Below are 20773 nucleotides of genomic sequence, written 5' to 3'. Positions count from 1 at the left end.
GCACGCTGTTGAGTTCTCAAGGAACGGACGCTTCCTTTGTACTCACCCGAGAGACTCTCTCAGGCTTTCCTCCGGGCGCTTCCCTTCGGTCTTGCGTTTCCGACTCTATCAGATCCTTGCGGGCCTGATTTTCGCCGGTGCGTTTCGGCCTTTCAGCTTCTTCGCGGTTCCAACCTTACCAGATCCTTTTCGGTGATCCGGCCCCCTGTTGGAGCGGGGTTGCTTTCCGGTCCGGCCCTTTCGGGCTTTCCCTTTCAGCGGCTCCGACTTTACCAGATCCTCATTCGTTCCCGCTTCTTGCGAAGCGCGGTCCGAATTTGTTTCCGGTCCCCGTCGGCGGGGCCCGCCGCGTTAGCGGCAGATTTCTCTGTCGCGTTTCCGGCGTGTCCACTACTTTAGCGGTTTCCCCTGGCGACTCATAATCGAGTCCGCGGTCCGAATTTCGGCATGCCGAAATTGTTCCCGAGGGAAGGCCGTGCAGTAGTGGGTTGCCGCCGGTGCGGCGTGAGTGGCTGCCGTGGAGACGCTGTCTCCGCGGCAACTCGGAGGACACTACACGAGCCCCCGACTTCGTTCAAACCCGTGCCTGGGCCCGGTTCGCGGCGTACCGTGAGGGCCATGACTTCGCATGCGCCCGTACGGCGCGTACAGCTCGTACAGCAGTGGTGGCCCGCCTGACGGCGGCCGACCACAGCGCATGCATGACCACGGCCGCCGCCTCCGGCGGCCGTTCGCGTATCTCCCATCCGCAGCCGGCCGGCCGGTGAGTGCGGCGGTCTCCACGTACATACGTAAGGGAGACAGGCGGAGATGGCGCAGCAGCGGATCTTCAGTGGTGTGAAGCCGACCGGGCATCTGACCCTGGGCAATTACCTGGGCGCGATGCGGCAGTGGGCACAGGAGGACCAGTACCGGGCGGACGCGCTGTTCTGCGTGGTGGACCTGCACGCGCTGACCGTGGACCACGATCCGGCGCGGGTGCGGCGGCTCACGCGGCAGGCGGCGACGCTGCTGATGGCCACCGGGCTGGATCCGGAGACGTGCACGCTCTTCGTGCAGAGCCATGTGGACGAGCACACGCGGCTGGCGTATCTGATGGAGTGCACGGCCACGGACGGCGAGATGCGGCGCATGATCCAGTACAAGGAGAAGGCCGCGCGGGAGCGCGAGCGGGGCGGGAGCGTACGGCTGTCGCTGCTGACGTATCCGGCGCTGATGGCGGCGGACATCCTGGCCTACGGGACGGATGAGGTGCCGGTGGGTGAGGACCAGACGCAGCATGTGGAGCTGACGCGGGATCTGGCGGTGCGGTTCAACCAGCGGTACGGGCACACCTTCGTAGTGCCGCGGGCGACGAACCCGAAGGTCGCGGCCCGGGTGATGGATCTGCAGGATCCGATGTCGAAGATGGGGAAGTCGCACGCGCGGACGGCCGGGATCGTTTACCTGCTCGACGAGCCGGAGGTCGTGCGGAAGAAGGTGATGCGGGCGGTCACGGATGCGGCGAGCGACGTCGTGTACGACCGTGCGGAGCGGCCGGGGGTCGCGAATCTGCTGGATGTGCTCGCCGCGTGTACGGGGCGCGATCCGCGGGGGCTGGCGGAGGAGTACGACTCGTACGGAGCGTTGAAGAAGGACACGGCTGAGGCCGTGGTCGAGATGCTGCGGCCGGTGCAGGAGCGGCATGGGGAGCTCGCGGCGGATCCGTCGTATGTGGACGGGGTGCTGCGGGCCGGGGCGGAGCGGGCGCGAACGATGGCTCGGCCGCGGGTGGATGCCGCTTATCGGGCGGTGGGGCTGCTGGGGTAGCGCGGCGGCGTGGGGGCGGTCGTACGACCGCCCCCAGGAGCGTCAGCCGTTGCCGGAGGCGAGTTCGCGGCTGCGGTCGCGGGCCGCTTCCAGGGCCGCGATGAGGGCGGCGCGTACGCCGTGGTTCTCCAGCTCGCGGATGGCGTTGATGGTGGTGCCGGCCGGCGAGGTGACGTTCTCGCGCAGCTTGACCGGGTGCTCACCGCTGTCGCGGAGCATCACGGCGGCGCCGATGGCGGCCTGGACGATCAGGTCGTGCGCCTTGTCGCGGGGCAGGCCGAGGAGGATGCCGGCGTCGGTCATGGCCTCGACGAGGAAGTAGAAGTAGGCCGGACCGGAGCCGGAGAGCGCGGTGCAGGCGTCCTGCTGGCTCTCGGGGACGCGCAGCGTCTTGCCGACGCGGCCGAAGATCTCCTCGGCGTGGGCGAGGTGTTCGGCGGTGGCGTGGGTGCCGGCGGAGATGACGGACATGCCTTCGTCGACGAGGGCGGGGGTGTTCGGCATGACCCGTACGACGGCGGTGTTCGGGGCCAGGCGCTCCTCGAAGAAGGAGGTGGGGATGCCGGCGGCGGCGCTGATGACAAGGCTGTCGGCGGGCACGTGCGGGGCGAGCTCGTCCAGCAGCGTGCCCATGTCCTGCGGCTTGACCGTGAGGATGAGCGTGTCGGCGGCCTTGGCGGCCTCCGCGTTGCTGACGGTCTCGACGCCGTACTTCTCGCGGAGCTGGGCGGCGCGCTCGGGGCGGCGGGCGGTGACCAGGAGGTCGGACGGGGCCCAGCCGCCGCGGATCATGCCGCTGAGGAGGGCTTCGCCGATCTTTCCGGTACCGAGTACTGCGACCTTCTGGGTCATGGTGCGGTTCACCTCTACGCTGCGCCGGGCCTGGGCCTTGTCCGTACGGTCATCGTCGCATCGGGTGGGGCGGGCGTGCGGGGGCGTTCCACGTTGTGGGCGAGTGCCCGGCCGGGGGTGGGGCCGGTGAGGGCCGTGGTTACTGGGGCGCAGAGGGGGCCGCGGTGATGCGGAAGAGCTGGTTCAGGCGGGTGGTGCAGGGGGTGAGTACGGCTTCGGTGCCTGGCGCGGCGGCTTTCGCGGATTCGGGGGTGGTGGCCTTGATGGCCAGGCAGCGGTGGGTGGCTTCCGCGCGGAAGGTGTAGATGCTGCTGCCGTGGTTCGGCGCGCGCTCTATGTGGAGACGGGTGGCGGTGCCGCAGTCGTTCTGGGGTTCCAGCAGGCCGGCGGCCGGGCCTTCGAAGCGCGCCGCCAGGCAGCCCTTGCCCTGGTCGGGGCGGAACCATTCGATCCGGTACAGCCCGCCGCCCGCCGGGATCAGCCTGGTCCGCTGCGGGGCCACCTCGCCGCACGGGCGCTGCACGGCCACGAGGGAGCCGTACCGGCCGTCCGGGACGTGCCCGTCGGTCAGGCACAGGTCCGGTGCGCTCAGGGGGTGGAGGAGTACCGGGCCGGTGGGGAGGTGCGGGGCGGCGGTGACCGGTGCCCGGTCGGGGGAGGCCAGTATCCAGACGGTGGCGATGGCGGCGGCGGTCAGCAGGGCCGCGAGGGTCAGGAGGGCGGGGGAGCGTCGTGCTGTGCGCCACGTGGTGCGGCGGCCGGGTCTCGGGGACGAGGAGTCCGGTGGAGACGGCGGTGTCGGTGGGTGTGGCGTGCCGGTACGGGAGCGCTCGGCGAGCAGGGCGCGGGCCCTGGTCCACTCCGCGGCCTGGTCGCCTTCCCCGCAGGCCCGGACGAAGGCGGCCAGCAGTTCGGGGCGGGGCAGCGAACGGCCGGACAGCGCGTTGGCCAGGGTGCTGCGCGGCAGGGGTTCGCCCTGGCCCGCGGCCTTCTCCTGCAGCTGGCGGTAGGTCAGGCCAGACCGTTCCTTCAGGCGCCGCATCGCTTCGATGAACTCGGCCGTGTCCTGTGCCTCGTACGGCGCTGAGCCCTCCCCATTCCCCATGGGCGTCATATTGCCCGGGGGATGGCGGTCGGCCAATGGTCCTGTTGTGGGTTCTGTTGCTTTCGCTGGGTCAGCGGGTGCGGCGGCGGAGGGTGGCGGCGCCCAGGGAGAGCACCAGGAGGGCGCAGCCGGCGACGATCGCGGTGTCGCGGAGGAAAGCCGTGGTGAGGTCGGAATGGCGGAGTACTTCATTCATGGCGTCGACCGCGTACGACATCGGGAGGGCGTCGGAAAGGCCGAAGAGTACCGGCTGCATTTCGTCGCGCGGAGTGAAGAGGCCGCAGAGCAGGATCTGCGGCATAAGGACCGCCGGCATGAATTGGACGGCCTGGAATTCGGAGGCGGCGAAGGCCGAGACGAAGAGGCCGAGGGCGGTACCGAGGAGGGCGTCCAGGACGGCCACCAGGAGCAGGAGCCAGGGGGAGCCGGTGACGTCCAGGCCCAGCAGCCATACGGACAGGGCGGTGGCGAGCGCGGACTGGACGACGGCGAGCAGGCCGAAGGCGAGGGCGTAACCGGCGATCAGGTCGGTCTTGCCGAGCGGCATGGCGAGGAGGCGTTCGAGCGTGCCCGAGGTGCGTTCGCGCAGGGTGGCGATGGAGGTCACCAGGAACATCGTGATCATCGGGAAGATGCCGAGGAGGGAGGCGCCGGTGGCGTCGAACGTGCGGGGGTTGCCGTCGAAGACGTAGCGGAGCAGGGCGATCATCGCGCACGGGACGATGAGCATGAGGGCGATGGTGCGGGGGTCGTGGTGGAGTTGGCGTAGGACGCGGGTGGTGGTTGCCGCGGTGCGGGGCGCCGACGCGTGGCGGGGGCGGGTGGCCGGGTCGGCGGGGTGCGGGTGCGCGGGATCGGCGTCCCGCCGCGTGGGTGCCGCTGTGCCCACCCGTGCCGCCCCAGCGGCACGATTGCCCACAGCGGCGGCATGGCTGCCCACAGCGGCGGCGGCGTCGACGAGCCGTAGGAAAGCCTCCTCGACCGTCGGAGTCTGCGTGCGGGCGGTCAGTTCGGACGGGGTGCCGTCCGCCAGGATGGCGCCCTCGCGCATCAGGAGGAGGCGGTCGCAGCGTTCGGCCTCGTCCATGACGTGGGAGGAGACGAGGAGCGTCACGCCGCGGTCGGTGGCCAGGGTGTGGAAGAGGTTCCAGAGGTCGCGGCGGAGTACGGGGTCGAGGCCGACGGTCGGCTCGTCCAGTACCAGCAGTTCCGGGTCGCCGAGGAGGGCCACCGCGAGGGAGACGCGGCTGCGCTGGCCGCCGGAGAGGTTCCCGGCGAGTACGTCGGCGTGCGAGGCCAGGTCCACGTCGTCGATGGCGCGGTCGACGGCCGCCCGGCGCGCCGCGCGGGCGGTCCGTCCGGGGTGCAGGATCTCGGCGAAGTACGTGAGGTTCTGCCGGACGGTGAGGTCGTCGTACACGGACGGGGACTGGGTCACGTAACCGATCCGGGGGCGCAGCGACGCCTCGCCGGCGGGCCGGCCGAGGACGTCGAGCGTGCCGGTGACGTGTGCCTGGGTGCCGGCGATGGCGCGCATGAGCGTGGTCTTGCCGCTGCCGGAGGGGCCGAGGAGGCCGGTGACCTGGCCGCGCGGGACGTCGAAGGCGAGCGCGTCCAGGACGGTCCGGCCGCCGCGGACCACCGAGAGCCCGCGGGCGCGTACAGCGGGGAGGGCCGGAGCGCCGGCTTTTCCGGCCTCGGTGGCCCCGCTCGTCCTGCCGGTCTCACCGGTCGCGCCGGACGCATAATTCACCATGTGTTGAATATGCGTCCGTCCGGAACCAGGCGTCAAGCCCCCCCTCCCGGGAACCTGCCAGGGGAGGTCAACGTTCGGTAAAGGTGTGCACGTTGTGTCACGAGGCGGGGTCGCTGAGCGTTCGGCGGGTCCGGCGTGCGGTGGTTCCGGGCGTGCTCCCGGCGGCCGCCGGAGCGCGCGGAGAAGATCGTTCCGGTCTGATAACACCGCGTTAACCTGACGGTTACACGCCGACTTGCTCTGAGGCAGTCGTCTTTGGACACAATGGAATTGACTGTCCACGGGCGCCGGAGGAGGCGACGATGGGGAAGCCGGGTACCGCGATACGCCCTGCCCTGGCCATTCTCATTGCCGCCCTGCTGGCCCTGCTGACCACGGCCGGCTTCGCCTTCGCCGAGCCCGCGCAGAGCGGCAGCGGGACACGGGCGACCGCACCCGCGGACGACGGGTCCATACCCGGTACACCGGCCGCGCCCGCCACCCCTGCCGCCGAGCCCAAGCACACCGCCACGAAGGGCGGGAGCGAGGGCGAGGTCGGTCCCGAGACCGCTCATCTCCGCCGGGCCGCCCGCATCTCTGCCGGGCCGCCCACTCCTCCCGATCCGCGCGCCCTGTGCGTGTGCTGCCGCACCGCACCGGCGGACGAACACGAGCCGACCGTTCCGCTCACCCGCGCGCACGCCAAATCACTGCAGAGAACCGGTCAAATACCCCTCACTCTCTGTGTTTTCCGCTGCTGAGGGATGTCAGAACGGGCTTCCCCCCTGCCCGCGCACCGCAACACGGGCGTACCCCGCCACGAAACGGCTGACCGGAACCGGCTCCTGACCGGCCCCGGCACCGGATGCTGACCAGCACGCGCTGCTGACCGGCACCGGACCCGGGCCCCCGACCAGTAGCCGACCAGTACCGGTACCGGCCGCCAACCGGCTCACCCACGCCCGCTCGTACGGATCCAGCCATCCATCCGCAACAGCTCCCGCCGGCAGTACGCGCTGCCCGCGGGCACCAGCTGGAGGCATCCTCATGCGCAGTTTCGTCGAACGGATCGTCAACTCCCGTCTCGGTCCCCCGGGCGCCGCCGCGCCGCCGGGCTCCGCCAAGACCCCCCGCGGCACCTTCCGCGCGGACTTCACCGCCTCGCTCGTCGTCTTCCTCGTCGCCGTACCGCTCTGCGTCGGCGTCGCCGTGGCCTCCGGTGTACCCGCCGAGCTCGGCCTGGTCACCGGCATCGTGGGCGGCCTGCTCACCGGCCTCCTGCCCGGCAGCAGCCTCCAGGTCAGCGGCCCGGCCGCGGGCCTGACCGTGCTCGTCTACGAAGCCGTGCAGCAGTACGGCGTCGGCGCGCTCGGCATCCTCGTCCTCGTCGCCGGCCTGCTCCAGCTGGCCATGGGCGCGCTCAAGCTCGGCCGGTGGTTCCGCGCGATCTCCGTCGCGGTGGTGCAGGGCATGCTCGCCGGCATCGGACTGGTGCTGATCGCGGGTCAGGTGTACGCCCTCGCGGACGCGAAGGCGCCCGGCAGCGGCCTCGCCAACCTGGGCGGGCTGCCCGACCTGTTCATCGACACGGTCGGCTCGAACTCGGCGCTGGCCGCGCTCGCGATCGGCGTCGGCACGATCACCGTGCTCGTCCTGTGGCCCCGCTGGAAGAAGGCAGCGCGGGTGCTGCCCGCGCCGCTCGCCGCGGTGGCCCTCGCCACGCTCGCGGTCTTCGCGTTCGATCTGCCGGTCGCCCGCGTCGAGGTACAGGGCCTGCTGGGCGCCATCCAGCCGCCGGGCGCCGACGACTTCTCGCGCGTCGCGGAGTTCGGCGTCATCGGTACGGTGCTCGCCTTCACGCTCATCGCGTCCGCCGAGTCGCTGTTCAGCGCGGCGGCCGTGGACCGGCTGCACGACGGGCCGAAGACGGACTACGACAAGGAGCTGATGGCCCAGGGCGCGGGCAACGCCGTCTGCGGTGTGCTCGGCGCGCTGCCGATGACCGCGGTCATCGTGCGCAGCTCCGCCAATGTGTCGGCCGGCGCGAAGACCAAGCTCTCCCGCATCCTGCACGGTGTCTGGCTGCTGGTGTTCGCGGCGGCCTTCCCGGCCGCGCTGGGCGTCATCCCGGTGGCGGCGCTGGCCGGTGTCCTGGTGCACGCGGGCTGGAAGCTGATGCCGCTGAAGGAGATCCGTCCGCTGTGGCGCGAACACCGTGGCGAGGCCATCGTGCTCGCGACGACCGCCATCGCCATCGTGGTCACCAACATGTTCGAAGGCGTACTGATCGGTCTGCTCATGGCGGTCGCGAAGACCGCCTGGGAGACCTCGCACGTGCACCTGGAGGTCTCCGGCGACGGCGGCACCGGCGGCCACGTACGCGAACCCCACAGCGTCGTGGTGGCCAAGTCGGTGCACGGCTCCGCGCCGACCGCCACCCTGGACGAGGCCGAGCCCGCGACCGCCAAGGCGGCGGAGCCCGTCCGCGTACGGGCCGTCGGCAACGCCACCTTCCTGCGGCTGCCGCGCCTCCTCGACCAGCTGGAGGCACTGCCCGCCGACCGGGAGATCCAGCTGGACCTCTCGGGCCTGCGCCACCTCGACCACGCCTGCGAGGCGGCGCTCCTCGGCTGGGCCGAGCAGCGTCGCCGCGAGCTCACCGAACCGGCCGGTGTGAGCATCGACCACATGCCGGTGCGCGGGGCCGTCTCCTGACCCGCCACCGCTGAAGCAGGGCCCGCGAAGCAGGGCCCTTGTCCTGGGACGTCCTCCTGGTGGCGGAAGAGCTTCCCGCCGCCGGGGGGATACAGGAATCCGTAGGACCTCATAAGGTCAGCGCAACCTCTCCTGTTTCCTGTCCCCCACACCCCCCAGGACTCCCCGTGAAACGCCGGCCCCTGCGCGCCTGCGGCGCGACCGCCGCCCTGTCCGTGGCCCTTCTGCTGTCCGCCTGCACCCACGACCTCGCGGCCGGCCCCGCCGGCACCTCGGCCGTGGACGGCCGGGACACGCTCGGCGACCCGCTCTTCCCCGCCCTCGGCAACGGCGGTTACGACGTACGCCATTACGCGCTCGGCCTGGACTACGACGTCCGGCACGGCAGCCTGGACGCCACGGCCCGCCTCACCGCGACGGCACGGCAGCGGCTGGCCTCCTTCTCCCTCGACCTGCACGGCCTGAAGGTGACGGGCGTTCAGGTGAACGGCGAGCGGGCGGAGTTCTCCCGGCGGGGCGACAAGCTGCGGGTGCGGCCGGCGAGCGCGCTGCCGAAGGGGCGTACGTTCCGTACGACGGTCGCGTACGAGGGGCACCCGACGGACTTCGCCGACCCCGACGGGTCGAAGGAGGGCTGGGTGCGCACGGCGGACGGGGCGTTCGTCGTGGGCGAGCCGGCCGGATCGCAGACCTGGTTCCCCGGCAATCACCACCCGAGCGACAAGGCCACGTACGACATCGCGGTCACCGTCCCCAAGGGCTACACCGCCGTCGCCAACGGCGAGTTGAAGAAGAGCGCGGCGGCGAAGGACGGCGCCGCGCGGACCTTCCGCTGGCACAGCGGGGAGCCGATGGCGTCCTACCTGGCCACCGCCACCATCGGGAAGTTCCGCGTGCGCACCGGCCGTACGGAGGAGGGCGTGCCGCTGTACGTGGCCGTGGACCCGAAGGAGGCGGCGAAGAGCGCCCGGCCGCTCGCGCGCCTGCCGGAGATCGTGAGCTGGGAGAGCAAGCTCTTCGGCCGGTACCCCTTCTCCTCCGCCGGGGCCATCGTCGACCACCCGCCCCGGAGCATCGACTACGCCCTGGAGACGCAGACCAAGCCGATCTACTCCGGGGCGCCGGACGAGGTGACCGTGGTGCACGAGATGGCGCACCAGTGGTTCGGCGACTCGGTGACGCCGAAGACCTGGCAGGACATCTGGCTCAACGAGGGCTTCGCGACGTACGCGGAGTGGCTGTGGGCCGAGGAGCACGGCGGCAAGTCACCGCAGCGGCAGTTCGACGCGCACTACCGGCTGCCGGCCGGCGACGCGCTGTGGGACTTCCCGCCCGGCCGCCCGGGCAAGGCCGAGAACGTGATGGACACGCCGGTGTACGAGCGCGGCGCGATGGTCCTCCAGCAGCTGCGGAACGCGGTCGGCGACCGGACATTCTTCCGCATCCTGAAGGAGTGGCCCGCCGCCCACCGGCACGGCAACGCCGGATCAAAGGAGTTCATCGCCTTCTGCGAGCAGCGCGCGCACAAGGACCTGACGGGGCTGTTCGACGCCTGGCTGTACGGGGAGGGAAAGCCGGGCCGGACGTACTGACGCGGGCGCGGGGGCCTGGTCAGCGGCGCTTCTTGCCCTTGTTCCCGCGGGCCGCCGGGTTGCCCGTGCGGGCCGTACGGCGGCGGGCGAAGCGTTCCCGGGCCGCTTCGTACTCCGCGCGGTGCAGCTTCTCGCCGGGCGCCTCGATGAGCGCGCGGCAGAAGTAGGCCAGCAGCGAGCCGATGAAACCGATCATCATCAGGCTCTGCGCGGACTTCTCGGCCTTCTCGGCGGCGCGGTCGGCGGCCGGTTCGCGGCGCCGGACGAACCCGTCCCACGTGCGGCGGAAGGCGAGCGCGCTGCACACCGCGAAGCAGACCACGATCAGGACGTTCACCAGCGAGCCGACCTCGGCGACGGCCAGGCCCTCGAAGGCGAAGCGCAGCACGAAGGCGCCGAGCGCGGCGAGCACGAGCGCGCCGAGGGCCACGCCCGCGCGGCGCAGCGCGTAGCCGCCGTCGTGGTGGACCCAGGTCGTGCCGAAGAACCGGATGGCGACCGGCTCGGGCCCGGCCGGCTCGGCGGCCGGGCGCTTGTGCTCCTCGCTCATGCCTCGATTATCCCCGGCTGCCCCTCGGGCGGGCCCGCGCCCCGTCCGGCGGCCGGCTCGCGCCCCTCCGGCGGTCAGCTCGCGCAGCGCTGGGCGACGAAGCCGTCGCTCCCGGTCTGCACGTAGGTGTCCGAGACGTACTCGCCGCTGCCGATGCAGTCCCAGATGTCGCTGCTGCCGTACGGGCCGCTGACCCGCTCGCCGTGGCGCTGGCAGCGGATCGGCACCGAGGAGCCGGCCGGGAGCGTGCGGACGATCGCGGCGCCGGTGCTCGGGCCGCTGCGGACGTTGAGGCGGTAGCCCGGCGCGACGGGATAGCTGCGGTAGGCCGCGACGGTGCCGGCCGCTCCGGCCGCGCTGTCGGCCGTGTTCTCCTGCGTGCTCATGACGCACTCCCCCGTGAAATGTCGTGTGAATACGGGGCTCAGGCTAGCAAGCCGTACCCGGGCCGTAACCGGCCTCCGCCGGGCATCCACTAGGCTCCGAACGTCGCATCTGCGGCCGATTGCGCGGCCGAATACACGGGGGTGGGGAGATGCCGCCGCTGCGGAGTTCCGGCGCCGGACCGGAAGCGGAACATCCGGAATACGCGGGGAACTACCGACTGGAAATGCCGCTCGGTTCGGGCGGTATGGGCGTGGTGCACCTGGCGCGTTCGGCGTCCGGGCTGCGGCTCGCGGTGAAGGTCGTGCACGCGGAATTCGCCCAGGACCCGGAGTTCCGGGGCCGGTTCCGGCAGGAAGTGGCGGCCGCGCGGCGGGTGAGCGGGGCTTTCACCGCGCCGGTCGTGGACGCCGATCCCGACAGTGAGCGGCCCTGGATGGCGACGCTCTACATTCCCGGGCCCACGCTTTCCGCGCATGTGAAACGGAACGGTCCGCTGCCGCTGGACGAGGTACGGAAACTGGGTGCCGGGCTGGCGGAAGCGCTGCGCGACATCCACCGCGCCGGCGTGGTGCACCGCGATCTGAAGCCGAGCAATGTCCTGCTGGCGGCGGACGGCCCGAAAGTCATCGATTTCGGCATTTCGCGACCGTCCGACAGCGAAATGCGGACGGAAACCGGCAAATTGATCGGGACGCCGCCTTTCATGGCGCCCGAACAGTTCCAGCGGCCGCGGGAAGTCGGCCCGGCGGCGGATGTGTTCGCGCTGGGTTCGGTACTGGTGCACGCGGCGACCGGCAGCGGCCCTTTTGATTCGGAGAGCCCGTACCTCGTCGCGTACCAGGTCGTCCATGACGAGGCGGATCTCGCGGGCGTGCCGGAGGAGCTGGCGCCGCTGCTGCGCAGCTGCCTGGCGAAGGACCCGGCGGACCGCCCGACGCCGAGCCAGCTGATGGCCCGCCTCCGCGTCGACCTCCCGACGGAGCTGTATCTGGAGCCGCTGTACGCGCCGGCGGCGGCCGCGCTCGCGGCGCCCGCCACGGGGCACGCGCCCGTGACGGAGCCGTCGCTCCTGGAGCCCGACTCGACCCTCGACGCGCCCGAAGCGCGGACGGGGGACGCGCCACAGGCATGGGACGCGCCCGCGCCGCACATACCGCCCCAGCGCGGACCGGCCGAGGCCGTGCCCACGCATGTGCGGGCCAGGCCGCCCGCGGCACCGGCCGCGCTTCCGGACGGTGCCGAGTCAGCGCCCCGCCGTCCGCGCCGCTGGCCGGTCTGGGCGGCGGTCGCGGCCGTCGTCGTCGGCGGGGGCGGCTTCCTGGGCGTACGGGCGCTCCTCCCGGAGGACGGTCCGGTGCGGCAGGTCGGCCGTACGGAAGCGGCGGAGCCCTTCCACCCCTGGCGCACCGCCCTGCTCGAACGTTCCGCCGGGCACCCGGCGGAGATGCCGTTCTGCTCCGTCACGCCGCGCGCCGTCCCGAAGGGCGCCGCGTCCGCTACCGCGCTCTTCTGTGCCCAGCGCGGCGTACGGGCCGCGCGCCTGGACCCGGAGCACGGCGCCGTGAAATGGCGGCTGCCCGCGGGGCCCGCCTCCGACACCGACCTGCCGCCCGCCGCGCCCGTGCTCTCCGGCGGCCTGCTGTACGCCCTGTCCCCCGACGGCCGGCGGCTGGACGCCTTCGATCCGGCGGCGGACGGCAAGGGCGCCCGGCGCTGGACCAAGGACGTCTCCGCGTACCACGGGCAGGTCGCCGTCGTGGGCGACGCGGTCCTGCTCACGGCCCCGGACGGCACCGTCACGGCGCTGGACAGCCGGACGCACGAGCAGCGGTGGCGCCACTCCTTCCCGGGGCACGCGCTGCCCCGCTTCCACGCGTACGGGGCGGACACCGGCACCGCGTACACGGTCACCGCGCAGGACGGCGGCCGCACCCTCGTCACCGCGGTCGGCCTCGCGCACGGCACGGTCCGGTGGGAGCGGCGGCTGCCCGGGACGCTCACTCCGGCCGGGACCGGCAGCGGCGGCGCGCTCTTCCTGACCTCGGCGGCGCTGGACTCCCGTACCGAGGCGGTGGTGCGGTACGACCCCGGCAGCCGCGCGGTCCGTACGTACCGGCTGGCGGCGCCGCTGGACGACGCGCTCGCCGCGGTGCGGGGCGACACGGTCTACCTGCTCGCCTACGGGGGCACGCTGCAGGCCGTCGGCGCGCGGACGTGGTCGGTGGAGACCTCGGTCAGCCGCGGCTCGCAGCCGGTGGTGGACGGCGACCGGCTGTACTTCAGCGCGGCCGACGGGCGGCTGCTGGCCGTGGACACCCGGCGCGGGGCGATGCTGGGGCAGACGCAGCCGCGGCTGGCGACGGGGCGCGGCGGCTTCCTGGAGACGGTGCCGGCGCCGGTGGTGGGCCCGGCCGGGGACCGGGTCTTCGGGTCGGCACCGGACGGCACGGTCTTCGGCGTGGACGCGGAAGACCCCGGCCGCTGGTAGCGGTCCGGGGTCCTCTTCGCTGCGGAGTCCTCTTCGGTGCGGGGCCGGGGTCAGCCGAGCTTGCTGATGTCCCGGACCGCGCCCTTGTCGGCGCTGGTGGCCATGGCCGCGTAGGCGCGGAGCGCCTGCGAGACCTTGCGCTCGCGGTTCTTCGGCGCGTACACGCCGCCCAGCGCCGCGCGGCGGGCGGCCAGCTCCTCGTCGCCGACCAGCAGCTCGATCGACCGGCCCGGGATGTCGATACGGATCCGGTCACCGTCCTCGACCAGCGCGATGGTGCCGCCGCCGGCCGCCTCGGGCGAGGCGTGGCCGATGGAGAGGCCGGACGTACCGCCGGAGAAGCGGCCGTCGGTGATCAGCGCGCAGGTCTTCCCCAGGCCCCGGCCCTTCAGGTACGAGGTCGGGTAGAGCATCTCCTGCATGCCGGGGCCGCCCTTGGGGCCCTCGTAGCGGATGACGACGACGTCGCCCTCCTTGACCTGCTTCATCAGGATCTTCTCGACGGCCTCTTCCTGGGACTCGCAGACCACGGCCGGGCCCTCGAACGTCCAGATGGACTCGTCGACGCCCGCAGTCTTCACGACGCAGCCGTCGACCGCCAGGTTGCCCTTCAGGACCGCGAGCCCGCCGTCCTTGGAGTACGCGTGCTCGACCGAGCGGATGCAGCCGCCCTCGGCGTCCTCGTCCAGCGCCGCCCAGCGCTCGGACTGGGAGAACGCCTCGGCGGAGCGGACGCAGCCGGGGGCCGCGTGCCACAGCTCGATGGCCTCCTGGGAGGGCGAACCGCCGCGCACGTCCCAGGTCTTGAGCCAGTCGGCCAGCGACGGGCTGTGCACGGAGTTGACGTTCTCGTTGAGCAGTCCGGCGCGGTGCAGCTCGCCGAGGAGGGCGGGGATGCCGCCGGCGCGGTGCACGTCCTCCATGTAGTACGTGCGGTCCTTCGCCACGTTCGGCGCGACCTTGGCCAGGCACGGGACGCGGCGCGAGACGGCGTCGATCGCCTCCAGGCCGAAGGGGACCTCCGCCTCCTGGGCGGCGGCGAGCAGGTGCAGGATCGTGTTGGTCGAGCCGCCCATGGCGATGTCGAGGGCCATGGCGTTCTCGAAGGCGTCGAACGTGGCGATGTTGCGCGGCAGGACCGACTCGTCGCCGCCCTCGTAGTAGCGCTTGGCGATCTCCACGACCGTACGGCCGGCGTTCTCGTACAGCGCCTTACGGGCGGTGTGGGTCGCCAGCGTCGAGCCGTTGCCGGGCAGCGAGAGGCCGATGGCCTCGGTCAGGCAGTTCATCGAGTTGGCGGTGAACATGCCGGAGCAGGAGCCGCAGGTCGGGCAGGCGTTCTCCTCGATGCGGAGCATGTCCGCGTCGGAGATCTTCTCGTTGACCGCCTCGGACATCGCGTCGACCAGGTCGAGGGTGCGGACCGTACCGTCCACGAGGGTCGCCCGGCCGGACTCCATCGGGCCGCCGGAGACGAAGACCGTCGGGATGTTGAGCCGCAGGGCGGCGTTCAGCATGCCCGGGGTGATCTTGTCGCAGTTGGAGATGCAGATCAGCGCGTCCGCGCAGTGCGCCTCGACCATGTACTCGACCGAGTCGGCGATCAGGTCGCGGGACGGCAGCGAGTACAGCATGCCGCCGTGGCCCATCGCGATGCCGTCGTCCACCGCGATCGTGTTGAACTCGCGCGGGACGGCCCCGGCCGCCTTGATGGCCTCGCTCACGATCCGGCCGACCGGCTGCAGGTGCGTGTGGCCCGGCACGAACTCGGTGAAGGAGTTGGCGACCGCGATGATCGGCTTGCCGATGTCCTCGCTCGCTACACCCGAGGCCCGCATAAGGGCACGGGCGCCCGCCATGTTGCGGCCGTGGGTAACGGTGCGGGACCTCAGCTCAGGCACGATGGTCACTCCCTTGGGGTTCGTCTGCGGCACGCGGCTGCGGAGACATTCCGCACCACGTATCACCTGATCCCGAGGTTACGCTGCCGATCCAAGATCTGGACAGCGCCGCCAGAATATGAGACATCTGCCCGCACTACGGACGCGCGCGCTCACGCCTCCGCGCACGTCCCGCCCGGCTCCCGCTCACGCCTCCGCGAGGTACCGCTGCAGCGTCGGCGCGACCATCCGGACGATGTCCTCGGGATCGGCCGAGGCCAGCGGCTCGACCTGGACGACGTACCGCAGCATCGCGATACCGACCAGCTGGGAGGCGGCCAGCTCGGCCCGGAGGCGCGGCTCCGGCACCGCCAGTTCCGCCGCCACCCGCTCCAGCATCCGCCGCAGCACGAAGCCGCGCAGCACCTTCGCCGCGGTCTCGTGGGTCATCGCGGAGCGGATCACGGCGATCAGCGGGGCGCGGGTCGCGGGGTTCTCCCAGATGCCGAGGAAGTACCGCGCGAACCGCTCGCCGATGCCGTCGGCGCCGTGCGCCAGCAGGTCGGGGAGGTGCAGCGCGGGCTCGAAGGTGACCTCGATGGCCGCGCCGAAGACCTGCTCCTTCGTGCCGAAGTAGTGGTGCACCAGCGCCGGGTCGACCCCTGCCGTCCGCGCGATGCCGCGGATGGACGCCTTGTCGTAGCCGCGCTCGGCGAATTCCGTGCGGGCCGCGGCGAGAATCCGCTCCCGCGCGCCGGGGCCGGCCGGGGCCTCCGTACGCGCCGGACGGCCGCGCCGGCGCGGTGCCGGCCCGGAAGCGCCCGTCCCGGGCGCGCTCACGACCCGTACACCCGGTTCGGCGAGGCCAGGTGCAGGCGCGTGAAGGCGAGGGCCTCGGCGAGGTCGGCCTCGCGTTCGGCGGCGGACATCGCGCGGCGGGTGTTGACCTCGATGACGATGTGCCCGTCGTAGCCGGTGGCGGCCAGCCGCTCCAGCAGCTCGGCGCACGGCTGCTTGCCGCGCCCCGGGACCAGGTGCTCGTCCTTGTTGGAGCCGTTGCCGTCGGCGAGGTGGATATGGGCGAGCCGGTCGCCCATCCGGTCCACCATGTGCAGCGCGTCACTCCGGGCGGTCGAGGTGTGCGAGAGGTCGACCGTGAAGTGCCGGTAGTCGTCCTTGGTGGGGTCCCAGTCCGGCGCGTACGCCAGCATCTCGCGGTCGCGGTACCGCCAGGGGTACATGTTCTCGACGGCGAACTTCACGTCCGTCTCGCCCTCCATGCGCCAGATGCCGCGCACGAAGTCCCGGGCGTAGTTGCGCTGCCACCGGAACGGCGGATGCACCACGACTGTGGAGGCGCCGAGCTTCTCGGCGGCGTTGCGGGCGCGCTGGAGCTTGGTCCACGGGTCGGTGGACCACACGCGCTGCGTGATCAGCAGACACGGCGCGTGAATGGCCAGCACCGGCACGCCGTGATAGTCGGACAGCCGGCGCAGCGCTTCGATGTCCTGGCTGACCGGATCGGTCCAGACCATGACCTCGATGCCGTCGTACCCCAGGCGCGCGGCGATCTCGAAGGCCGTCGCGGTCGACTCCGGATACACCGACGCCGTGGACAGGGCGACCTTCGCATCCGGGATGCGCACCACTGGCTCCGTCACGAGGGACAGGGTACGGGGCCGCGCTGTGCGCGGGGCAATGGGCCGCCAATGGGGGTGCCCCTGTCCCACCGTGGGCGACCGCGGCGCCGTCGTGGCTGATCGCGCAGTTCCCCGCGCCCCTGGATCGCCCTTCGGGCTCGTCCTCAATCGCCGGACGGGCTTGTTTTCCGCCGCTACGGCAGGTGGTCCAGGCGGCGCAGGATGACGCCCTCGCGCAGGGCCCACGGGCAGATTTCCAGTTCGTCCACCCCGAAGAGGTCCATCGCCGCCTCCGCGACGAGCGCGCCGGCCAGCAGCTGGCGGGCGCGCCCTTCGGAGACCCCGGGCAGTTCGGCGCGTTCCGCCGCCGTCATCGTGGCCAGCCGCGGCACCCACTCCTCCAGCGACTTCCGGCTCAGCCCGCGCTGCACGTACAGCCCCTCCGCCGAGCGGGCCGCGCCGGACAGCCTGGCCAGCTGCTTGAAGGTCTTGGACGTGCCCACCACGTGGTCCGGCGTGCCGAAGCGTGTGAAGTCGCTCACCACCCGCGCGACATCGGCCCGCACGCGGCGGCGCAGCGCCCGTACGTCCTCCGGGTCCGGCGGGTCGCCGGGCAGGTCGGAGTTGGTCAGCCGGCCGGCCCCGAGCGGCAGCGAGACCGCCGCGTCCGGGTCCTCGTCCAGGCCGTACGCGATCTCCAGCGAGCCGCCGCCGATGTCCAGGAGCAGCAGCCGCCCGGCGGACCAGCCGAACCAGCGGCGGGCCGCGAGGAAGGTGAGCCGCGCCTCGTCCTCCCCGGACAGGACACGCAGGGTGACGCCGGTCTCCTCGGCGACGCGGGCCAGCACGTCCTCGCCGTTGGGCGCCTCCCGTATCGCCGAGGTGGCGAACGGCAGCACGTCCTCGACGCCCTTGTCCTCCGCGACCTGCATCGCCTCGCGGATCGTCGCGATGAGCCGGTCGACGCCCGGACCTGCGACGTTTCCGTCCTCATCGAGGAGTTCGGCCAGCTTCAGCTCCGCCTTGTGGGAGTAGGCGGGCAGCGGGCGTGCGCCGGGGTGCGCGTCCACCACCAGCAGGTGGACCGTATTCGAACCCACATCGAGGACACCGAGTCTCATACCCAGAAAGCTACTGCGGCCATGTCGCGCCTTTACGCTGGGGAGGTGGCGAAGACGAAAAAGGCGAAGCTGGAAAAGGCCCGCAAAAAGATGGAAAAGCAACAAGCGCGCGGGGCGGCGTCCGACGAGGTGACCGACGAGGTCGGCCTCGACTTCGCCCGCGCCTGGGTCACGTTCCCGGACCCGGCCGACGACGAGCAGATCTTCCGGTGCGACCTGACCTGGCTCACCTCCCGCTGGACGTGCGTCTTCGGGAACGGCTGCCAGGGCATCGAGGCGGGCCGCGCCGACGACGGCTGCTGCACGCTCGGCGCGCACTTCTCCGACGAGGAGGACGAGCAGCGCGTCGCGGAACACGTGGCCCGGCTGACTCCCGACCTCTGGCAGTTCCATGACGTGGGCACCACGACCGGCTGGGTCGAGGAGGACGAGGACGACGGCGAGCGCCAGACGCGCCGCTGGAAGGGCTCCTGCATCTTCCAGAACCGCCCCGGCTTCCCCGGCGGCGCCGGCTGCTCCCTGCACATCCTGGCCCTCCAGGAGGGCCGCGAGCCGCTGGAGACCAAGCCGGACGTCTGCTGGCAGCTCCCGGTCCGCCGCACGTACGACTGGATCGACCGACCCGACGACACCCGCGTGCTCCAGATCACCATCGGCGAGTACGACCGCCGCGGCTGGGGCCCCGGCGGCCACGACCTGAACTGGTGGTGCACGTCCGCGACGTCGGCGCACGGCGCCTCGAAGCCGGTGTACGAGTCGTACGCGCCCGAGCTCATCGAGCTGATGGGCAAGGAGGGCTACGACCGCCTGGCGGAACTGTGCGAGGAACGCCTCGCGACGGAGCGCCCGACGGCCCCGCACCCGGCGGACCCGGTGCTGCTGCCGATGCCGGTGGTACGGGAAAAGGCAAGCCCGTCCGGCGATTGAGGACCCCACCCCAGCCCGTCCGGCGCTTGAGGACCGGGGGCCCGGGGGCAGCGCCCCCGGGGCTCAGCCCGACGGGCTGGACGTGTCCGACGGGGACGGCGACGGTGCCGGGTCGCTCGGTGGCGGGTCGGACTGCGTCGGCGTCGGGGACGGCGCCGGGTCGCTCGGGGGCGGATCGGACGGCGACGGGTCGGAAGGCGACGGCGTCGGCGTAGGTGTCGGCGAGTTCGGCGGAGCCGACGGTGTGGGGCGGGGCCCGCCCGGCGCCGGACGCGTCGCGCCGCGGCCCTCGATCGTGATCACCGCACCCGCCGGCTCCACGGAGACCCGCGCCCGCCAGTACCCGGCCGGCTCCCGGTCATGGTCGACGTACACCTTGATCGTCGTCGTCTCGCCCGGCTGCAGCACGCCCGAGGTCGTACTGAACTGCAGCCACGGCGCCCCGGTGTGCGCCGCCCACCGCACCGCCGTCCCGCCGGACGCGGCCAGCGTGATGACCGTGAGGTCGCCGCTCGGCTGCGCCGCGACGGTCAGCCGCCCCGGCCCGGAGCGGGACCGCGAAGGACTCGGACCGGCCTCCCGCTGCCGCTCGCCCCGCGCCCCGATCACCTCCACCGAGACGTCCGGAGTGTGCGTACCGGCCCGCATCCGCGGATCGGGCGTCATCTGCGCGCTGCCGGCCTTCTCGTACGGGCGGCCGCCGATCCGGTCCCCCTCGCTGTCGCCCGCCGTGACGGCCGTGCCGTCGGTCTCGCCGGTCAGCGGCGCGCCCCGGTACGCCGCCCAGAGCGCGAGCACGGGCGCCGCGACCACGGTGGCCACCACGGTCGTGGTGAGCGCCCGGCTGCGCAGCCGGGCGTTGCGGGCCGCCCGGTCCTTGGGCCCGAGCGGGAACCCGCTGCGGTCGTACCGGGGTGCAGAACCGTTTACGCCGCCCGCCCGTTTGGCGCGCCCCTGCGTCCCCTTCTCCGGCGGCTCCACCGCCCGCCCCGTGCGCGACCGCAGCGCCGCCCGCATCGCCACGCGGGCCGCCGCGCGCGGCGCGGTGACCAGCGGGAGCGGACCTTGCGCCACCGGCTCCGTGCCGGGCCAGGGCCCGTCCGCCGTGGCCCGCTCGGCCGTACGGCGGCACTCCTCGCAGCCGTCGACGTGCCGCACCAGCTCTCGGAGCAGGGCGGTGCTCAGCAGCATCCGGCCGTCCCCGGCCGGCCGCGCCACCTCGGGGCAGCGGCCGGTCTCGGCCACGGCGAGCGCCGCGCGGGTGCGCTCCACCTCGCAGGCGGCGGTGGACAGCAGCGCGCGGGCCGCGACCGGCTCCATGCCCAGGACGGCGGCCAGCTCCCGGGAGCCCAGCCCGTGCCGGACGGACAGCTCCAGGGCCTCGCGCTGTTCGGGCGTGGCACCGGCGGCCTCCGGCCAGGCCAGCGCGGACAGTTCGCGCCGCCGGTCGGACTCCTCGGCGACCGCGGGCCCCTGGGGCGCACCGGGGTCGGCGAGCCGGCGCAGGCAGGCCCAGCGGGCCAGCGCGTACAGCCAGGGGCGGTACAGGCCGGGGTCGGACGGGCGGCGCCCGTGCTGCCGCTCGGCGAGCGCGAGCACCTCGCCGAGCACCTCGGTCGCCGCGTCGTGCTCGCACAGGACGGAGAGGCAGTACGTGAACAGCCCGTCGATATAGGGCTCGTAGCGCTCGGGGGACGGGTCGTGGCGGTCGGGCCCGGCGGTCCGGCCGCCACGGCCCGCCCGCTGTGCCCGCTCCGCCCGGCCGACGGGGGGCGGGGCGGTGGTGGTGTGCGTGGGGTGTCCGGGCCTGCTGCTCATCACCCGGCGACGGTAGACAGATGGCACGGACCGGTCAGGGGCGCTCGGCCGGTTTTAATTCTTTCGGGTGACGATCTCCCTCAAAAGGGGACAGGAGTCCGATCCTGCCCCTCCCTCACACGCGTACCTGCCGCCCCGACTGCCCGTCACGCCT

15 protein-coding genes and 1 pseudogene are annotated in these 20773 nt (G+C 72.6%); 5 read left to right on the top strand and 11 right to left on the bottom strand.

The window, feature by feature from the left end; all coding sequences use genetic code 11:
* Positions 1–810 precede the first annotated feature (810 nt).
* The gene (trpS, locus tag ACIGXO_RS17845; protein WP_399787062.1) at positions 811–1809 is read left to right on the top strand and encodes a tryptophan--tRNA ligase; all 999 of its coding nucleotides are present in this window, start codon (positions 811–813) and stop codon (positions 1807–1809) included.
* A gap of 42 nt (positions 1810–1851) precedes the next feature.
* Here the strand turns inward: trpS and proC are convergent, their stop codons facing one another.
* The 4 genes and pseudogenes from proC to ACIGXO_RS17825 form a co-directional block, all read right to left on the bottom strand.
* The gene (gene proC / locus ACIGXO_RS17840; protein ID WP_399787059.1) at positions 1852–2661 is read right to left on the bottom strand and encodes a pyrroline-5-carboxylate reductase; all 810 of its coding nucleotides are present in this window, start codon (positions 2659–2661) and stop codon (positions 1852–1854) included.
* 139 nt (positions 2662–2800) lie between these two features.
* Entirely contained in the window at positions 2801–3766 is a 966-nt protein-coding gene (locus ACIGXO_RS17835) for a helix-turn-helix domain-containing protein (protein WP_399787056.1), read from the bottom strand.
* A 70-nt stretch (positions 3767–3836) separates the two neighbouring features.
* The gene (locus ACIGXO_RS17830; protein WP_399787137.1) at positions 3837–4655 is read right to left on the bottom strand and encodes an ABC transporter permease; all 819 of its coding nucleotides are present in this window, start codon (positions 4653–4655) and stop codon (positions 3837–3839) included.
* 261 nt (positions 4656–4916) lie between these two features.
* Positions 4917–5522 (bottom strand): annotated as a pseudogene (locus ACIGXO_RS17825) (ABC transporter ATP-binding protein); the annotation flags it as partial.
* 1026 nt (positions 5523–6548) lie between these two features.
* Here ACIGXO_RS17825 and ACIGXO_RS17820 point away from each other — a divergent pair.
* The gene (locus tag ACIGXO_RS17820; protein ID WP_399787053.1) at positions 6549–8216 is read left to right on the top strand and encodes a SulP family inorganic anion transporter; all 1668 of its coding nucleotides are present in this window, start codon (positions 6549–6551) and stop codon (positions 8214–8216) included.
* 167 nt (positions 8217–8383) lie between these two features.
* Positions 8384–9808: a M1 family metallopeptidase gene (locus ACIGXO_RS17815; RefSeq protein WP_399787050.1), complete on the top strand. Its 1425-nt coding sequence runs from the start codon at positions 8384–8386 to the stop codon at positions 9806–9808.
* A 19-nt stretch (positions 9809–9827) separates the two neighbouring features.
* Here the strand turns inward: ACIGXO_RS17815 and ACIGXO_RS17810 are convergent, their stop codons facing one another.
* Together ACIGXO_RS17810 and ACIGXO_RS17805 are read right to left on the bottom strand one after the other, a co-directional pair.
* Positions 9828–10358 (bottom strand): hypothetical protein, encoded by a 531-nt coding sequence (locus ACIGXO_RS17810; RefSeq protein ID WP_399787047.1) that lies wholly within the window; start codon positions 10356–10358, stop codon positions 9828–9830.
* 74 nt (positions 10359–10432) lie between these two features.
* A complete protein-coding gene (locus tag ACIGXO_RS17805; RefSeq protein WP_399787044.1) occupies positions 10433–10744 on the bottom strand; it encodes an SH3 domain-containing protein in 312 nt (103 codons plus the stop codon).
* A gap of 149 nt (positions 10745–10893) precedes the next feature.
* Here ACIGXO_RS17805 and ACIGXO_RS17800 point away from each other — a divergent pair, with 149 nt between their 5' ends.
* Positions 10894–13233 (top strand): protein kinase, encoded by a 2340-nt coding sequence (locus ACIGXO_RS17800; protein WP_399787041.1) that lies wholly within the window; start codon positions 10894–10896, stop codon positions 13231–13233.
* 50 nt (positions 13234–13283) lie between these two features.
* Here the strand turns inward: ACIGXO_RS17800 and ilvD are convergent, their stop codons facing one another.
* The 4 genes from ilvD to ACIGXO_RS17780 all read right to left on the bottom strand — a co-directional run bounded on the left by ilvD (position 13284) and on the right by ACIGXO_RS17780 (position 17874).
* The gene (gene ilvD / locus ACIGXO_RS17795; RefSeq protein WP_399787038.1) at positions 13284–15134 is read right to left on the bottom strand and encodes a dihydroxy-acid dehydratase; all 1851 of its coding nucleotides are present in this window, start codon (positions 15132–15134) and stop codon (positions 13284–13286) included.
* Between the two features lie 186 nt (positions 15135–15320).
* Positions 15321–15953, bottom strand: a complete 633-nt coding sequence (locus ACIGXO_RS17790) for a TetR family transcriptional regulator (RefSeq protein ID WP_399787035.1) — start codon at positions 15951–15953, stop codon at positions 15321–15323.
* Positions 15950–16774, bottom strand: coding sequence for a sugar phosphate isomerase/epimerase (locus ACIGXO_RS17785; RefSeq protein WP_211266484.1), 825 nt, complete (start codon positions 16772–16774; stop codon positions 15950–15952). The genes ACIGXO_RS17790 and ACIGXO_RS17785 overlap by 4 nt, the downstream gene beginning before the upstream one ends.
* 173 nt (positions 16775–16947) lie before the next feature.
* On the bottom strand, positions 16948–17874 hold the full coding sequence (locus ACIGXO_RS17780; protein WP_399787032.1) for a Ppx/GppA family phosphatase: 927 nt from the start codon (positions 17872–17874) through the stop codon (positions 16948–16950).
* Between the two features lie 45 nt (positions 17875–17919).
* Here ACIGXO_RS17780 and ACIGXO_RS17775 point away from each other — a divergent pair, with 45 nt between their 5' ends.
* Complete coding sequence (locus ACIGXO_RS17775; RefSeq protein ID WP_399787029.1) at positions 17920–18801, top strand: hypothetical protein; 882 nt, start codon at positions 17920–17922, stop codon at positions 18799–18801.
* Between the two features lie 63 nt (positions 18802–18864).
* Here ACIGXO_RS17775 and ACIGXO_RS17770 read toward each other — a convergent pair whose 3' ends face one another.
* The gene (locus tag ACIGXO_RS17770) at positions 18865–20619 is read right to left on the bottom strand and encodes an RNA polymerase sigma factor (RefSeq protein ID WP_399787026.1); all 1755 of its coding nucleotides are present in this window, start codon (positions 20617–20619) and stop codon (positions 18865–18867) included.
* Between the last annotated feature and the right edge of the window lie 154 nt (positions 20620–20773).

It is taken from the genome of Streptomyces sp. NPDC053542 (assembly GCF_044544685.1).
In the GTDB taxonomy this organism is placed as follows: Bacteria; Actinomycetota; Actinomycetes; order Streptomycetales; family Streptomycetaceae; genus Streptomyces.
Note: the sequence above shows the minus strand (reverse complement) of the source record. Positions and strands in the feature narration are given on the sequence as shown.

Excerpts from the sequence above, each read along its gene's own strand:
- ACIGXO_RS17820 (WP_399787053.1), top strand. The coding sequence starts at position 6,549 with ATGCGCAGTTTCGTCGAACGGATCGTCAACTCCCGTCTCGGTCCCCCG.
- ACIGXO_RS17780 (WP_399787032.1), bottom strand. The coding sequence starts at position 17,874 with ATGAGACTCGGTGTCCTCGATGTGGGTTCGAATACGGTCCACCTGCTG.
- ACIGXO_RS17810 (WP_399787047.1), bottom strand. The coding sequence starts at position 10,358 with ATGAGCGAGGAGCACAAGCGCCCGGCCGCCGAGCCGGCCGGGCCCGAG.
- ACIGXO_RS17805 (WP_399787044.1), bottom strand. The coding sequence starts at position 10,744 with ATGAGCACGCAGGAGAACACGGCCGACAGCGCGGCCGGAGCGGCCGGC.
- ACIGXO_RS17800 (WP_399787041.1), top strand. The coding sequence starts at position 10,894 with ATGCCGCCGCTGCGGAGTTCCGGCGCCGGACCGGAAGCGGAACATCCG.
- ACIGXO_RS17835 (WP_399787056.1), bottom strand. The coding sequence starts at position 3,766 with ATGGGGAATGGGGAGGGCTCAGCGCCGTACGAGGCACAGGACACGGCC.
- ACIGXO_RS17770 (WP_399787026.1), bottom strand. The coding sequence starts at position 20,619 with ATGAGCAGCAGGCCCGGACACCCCACGCACACCACCACCGCCCCGCCC.
- trpS (WP_399787062.1), top strand. The coding sequence starts at position 811 with ATGGCGCAGCAGCGGATCTTCAGTGGTGTGAAGCCGACCGGGCATCTG.
- proC (WP_399787059.1), bottom strand. The coding sequence starts at position 2,661 with ATGACCCAGAAGGTCGCAGTACTCGGTACCGGAAAGATCGGCGAAGCC.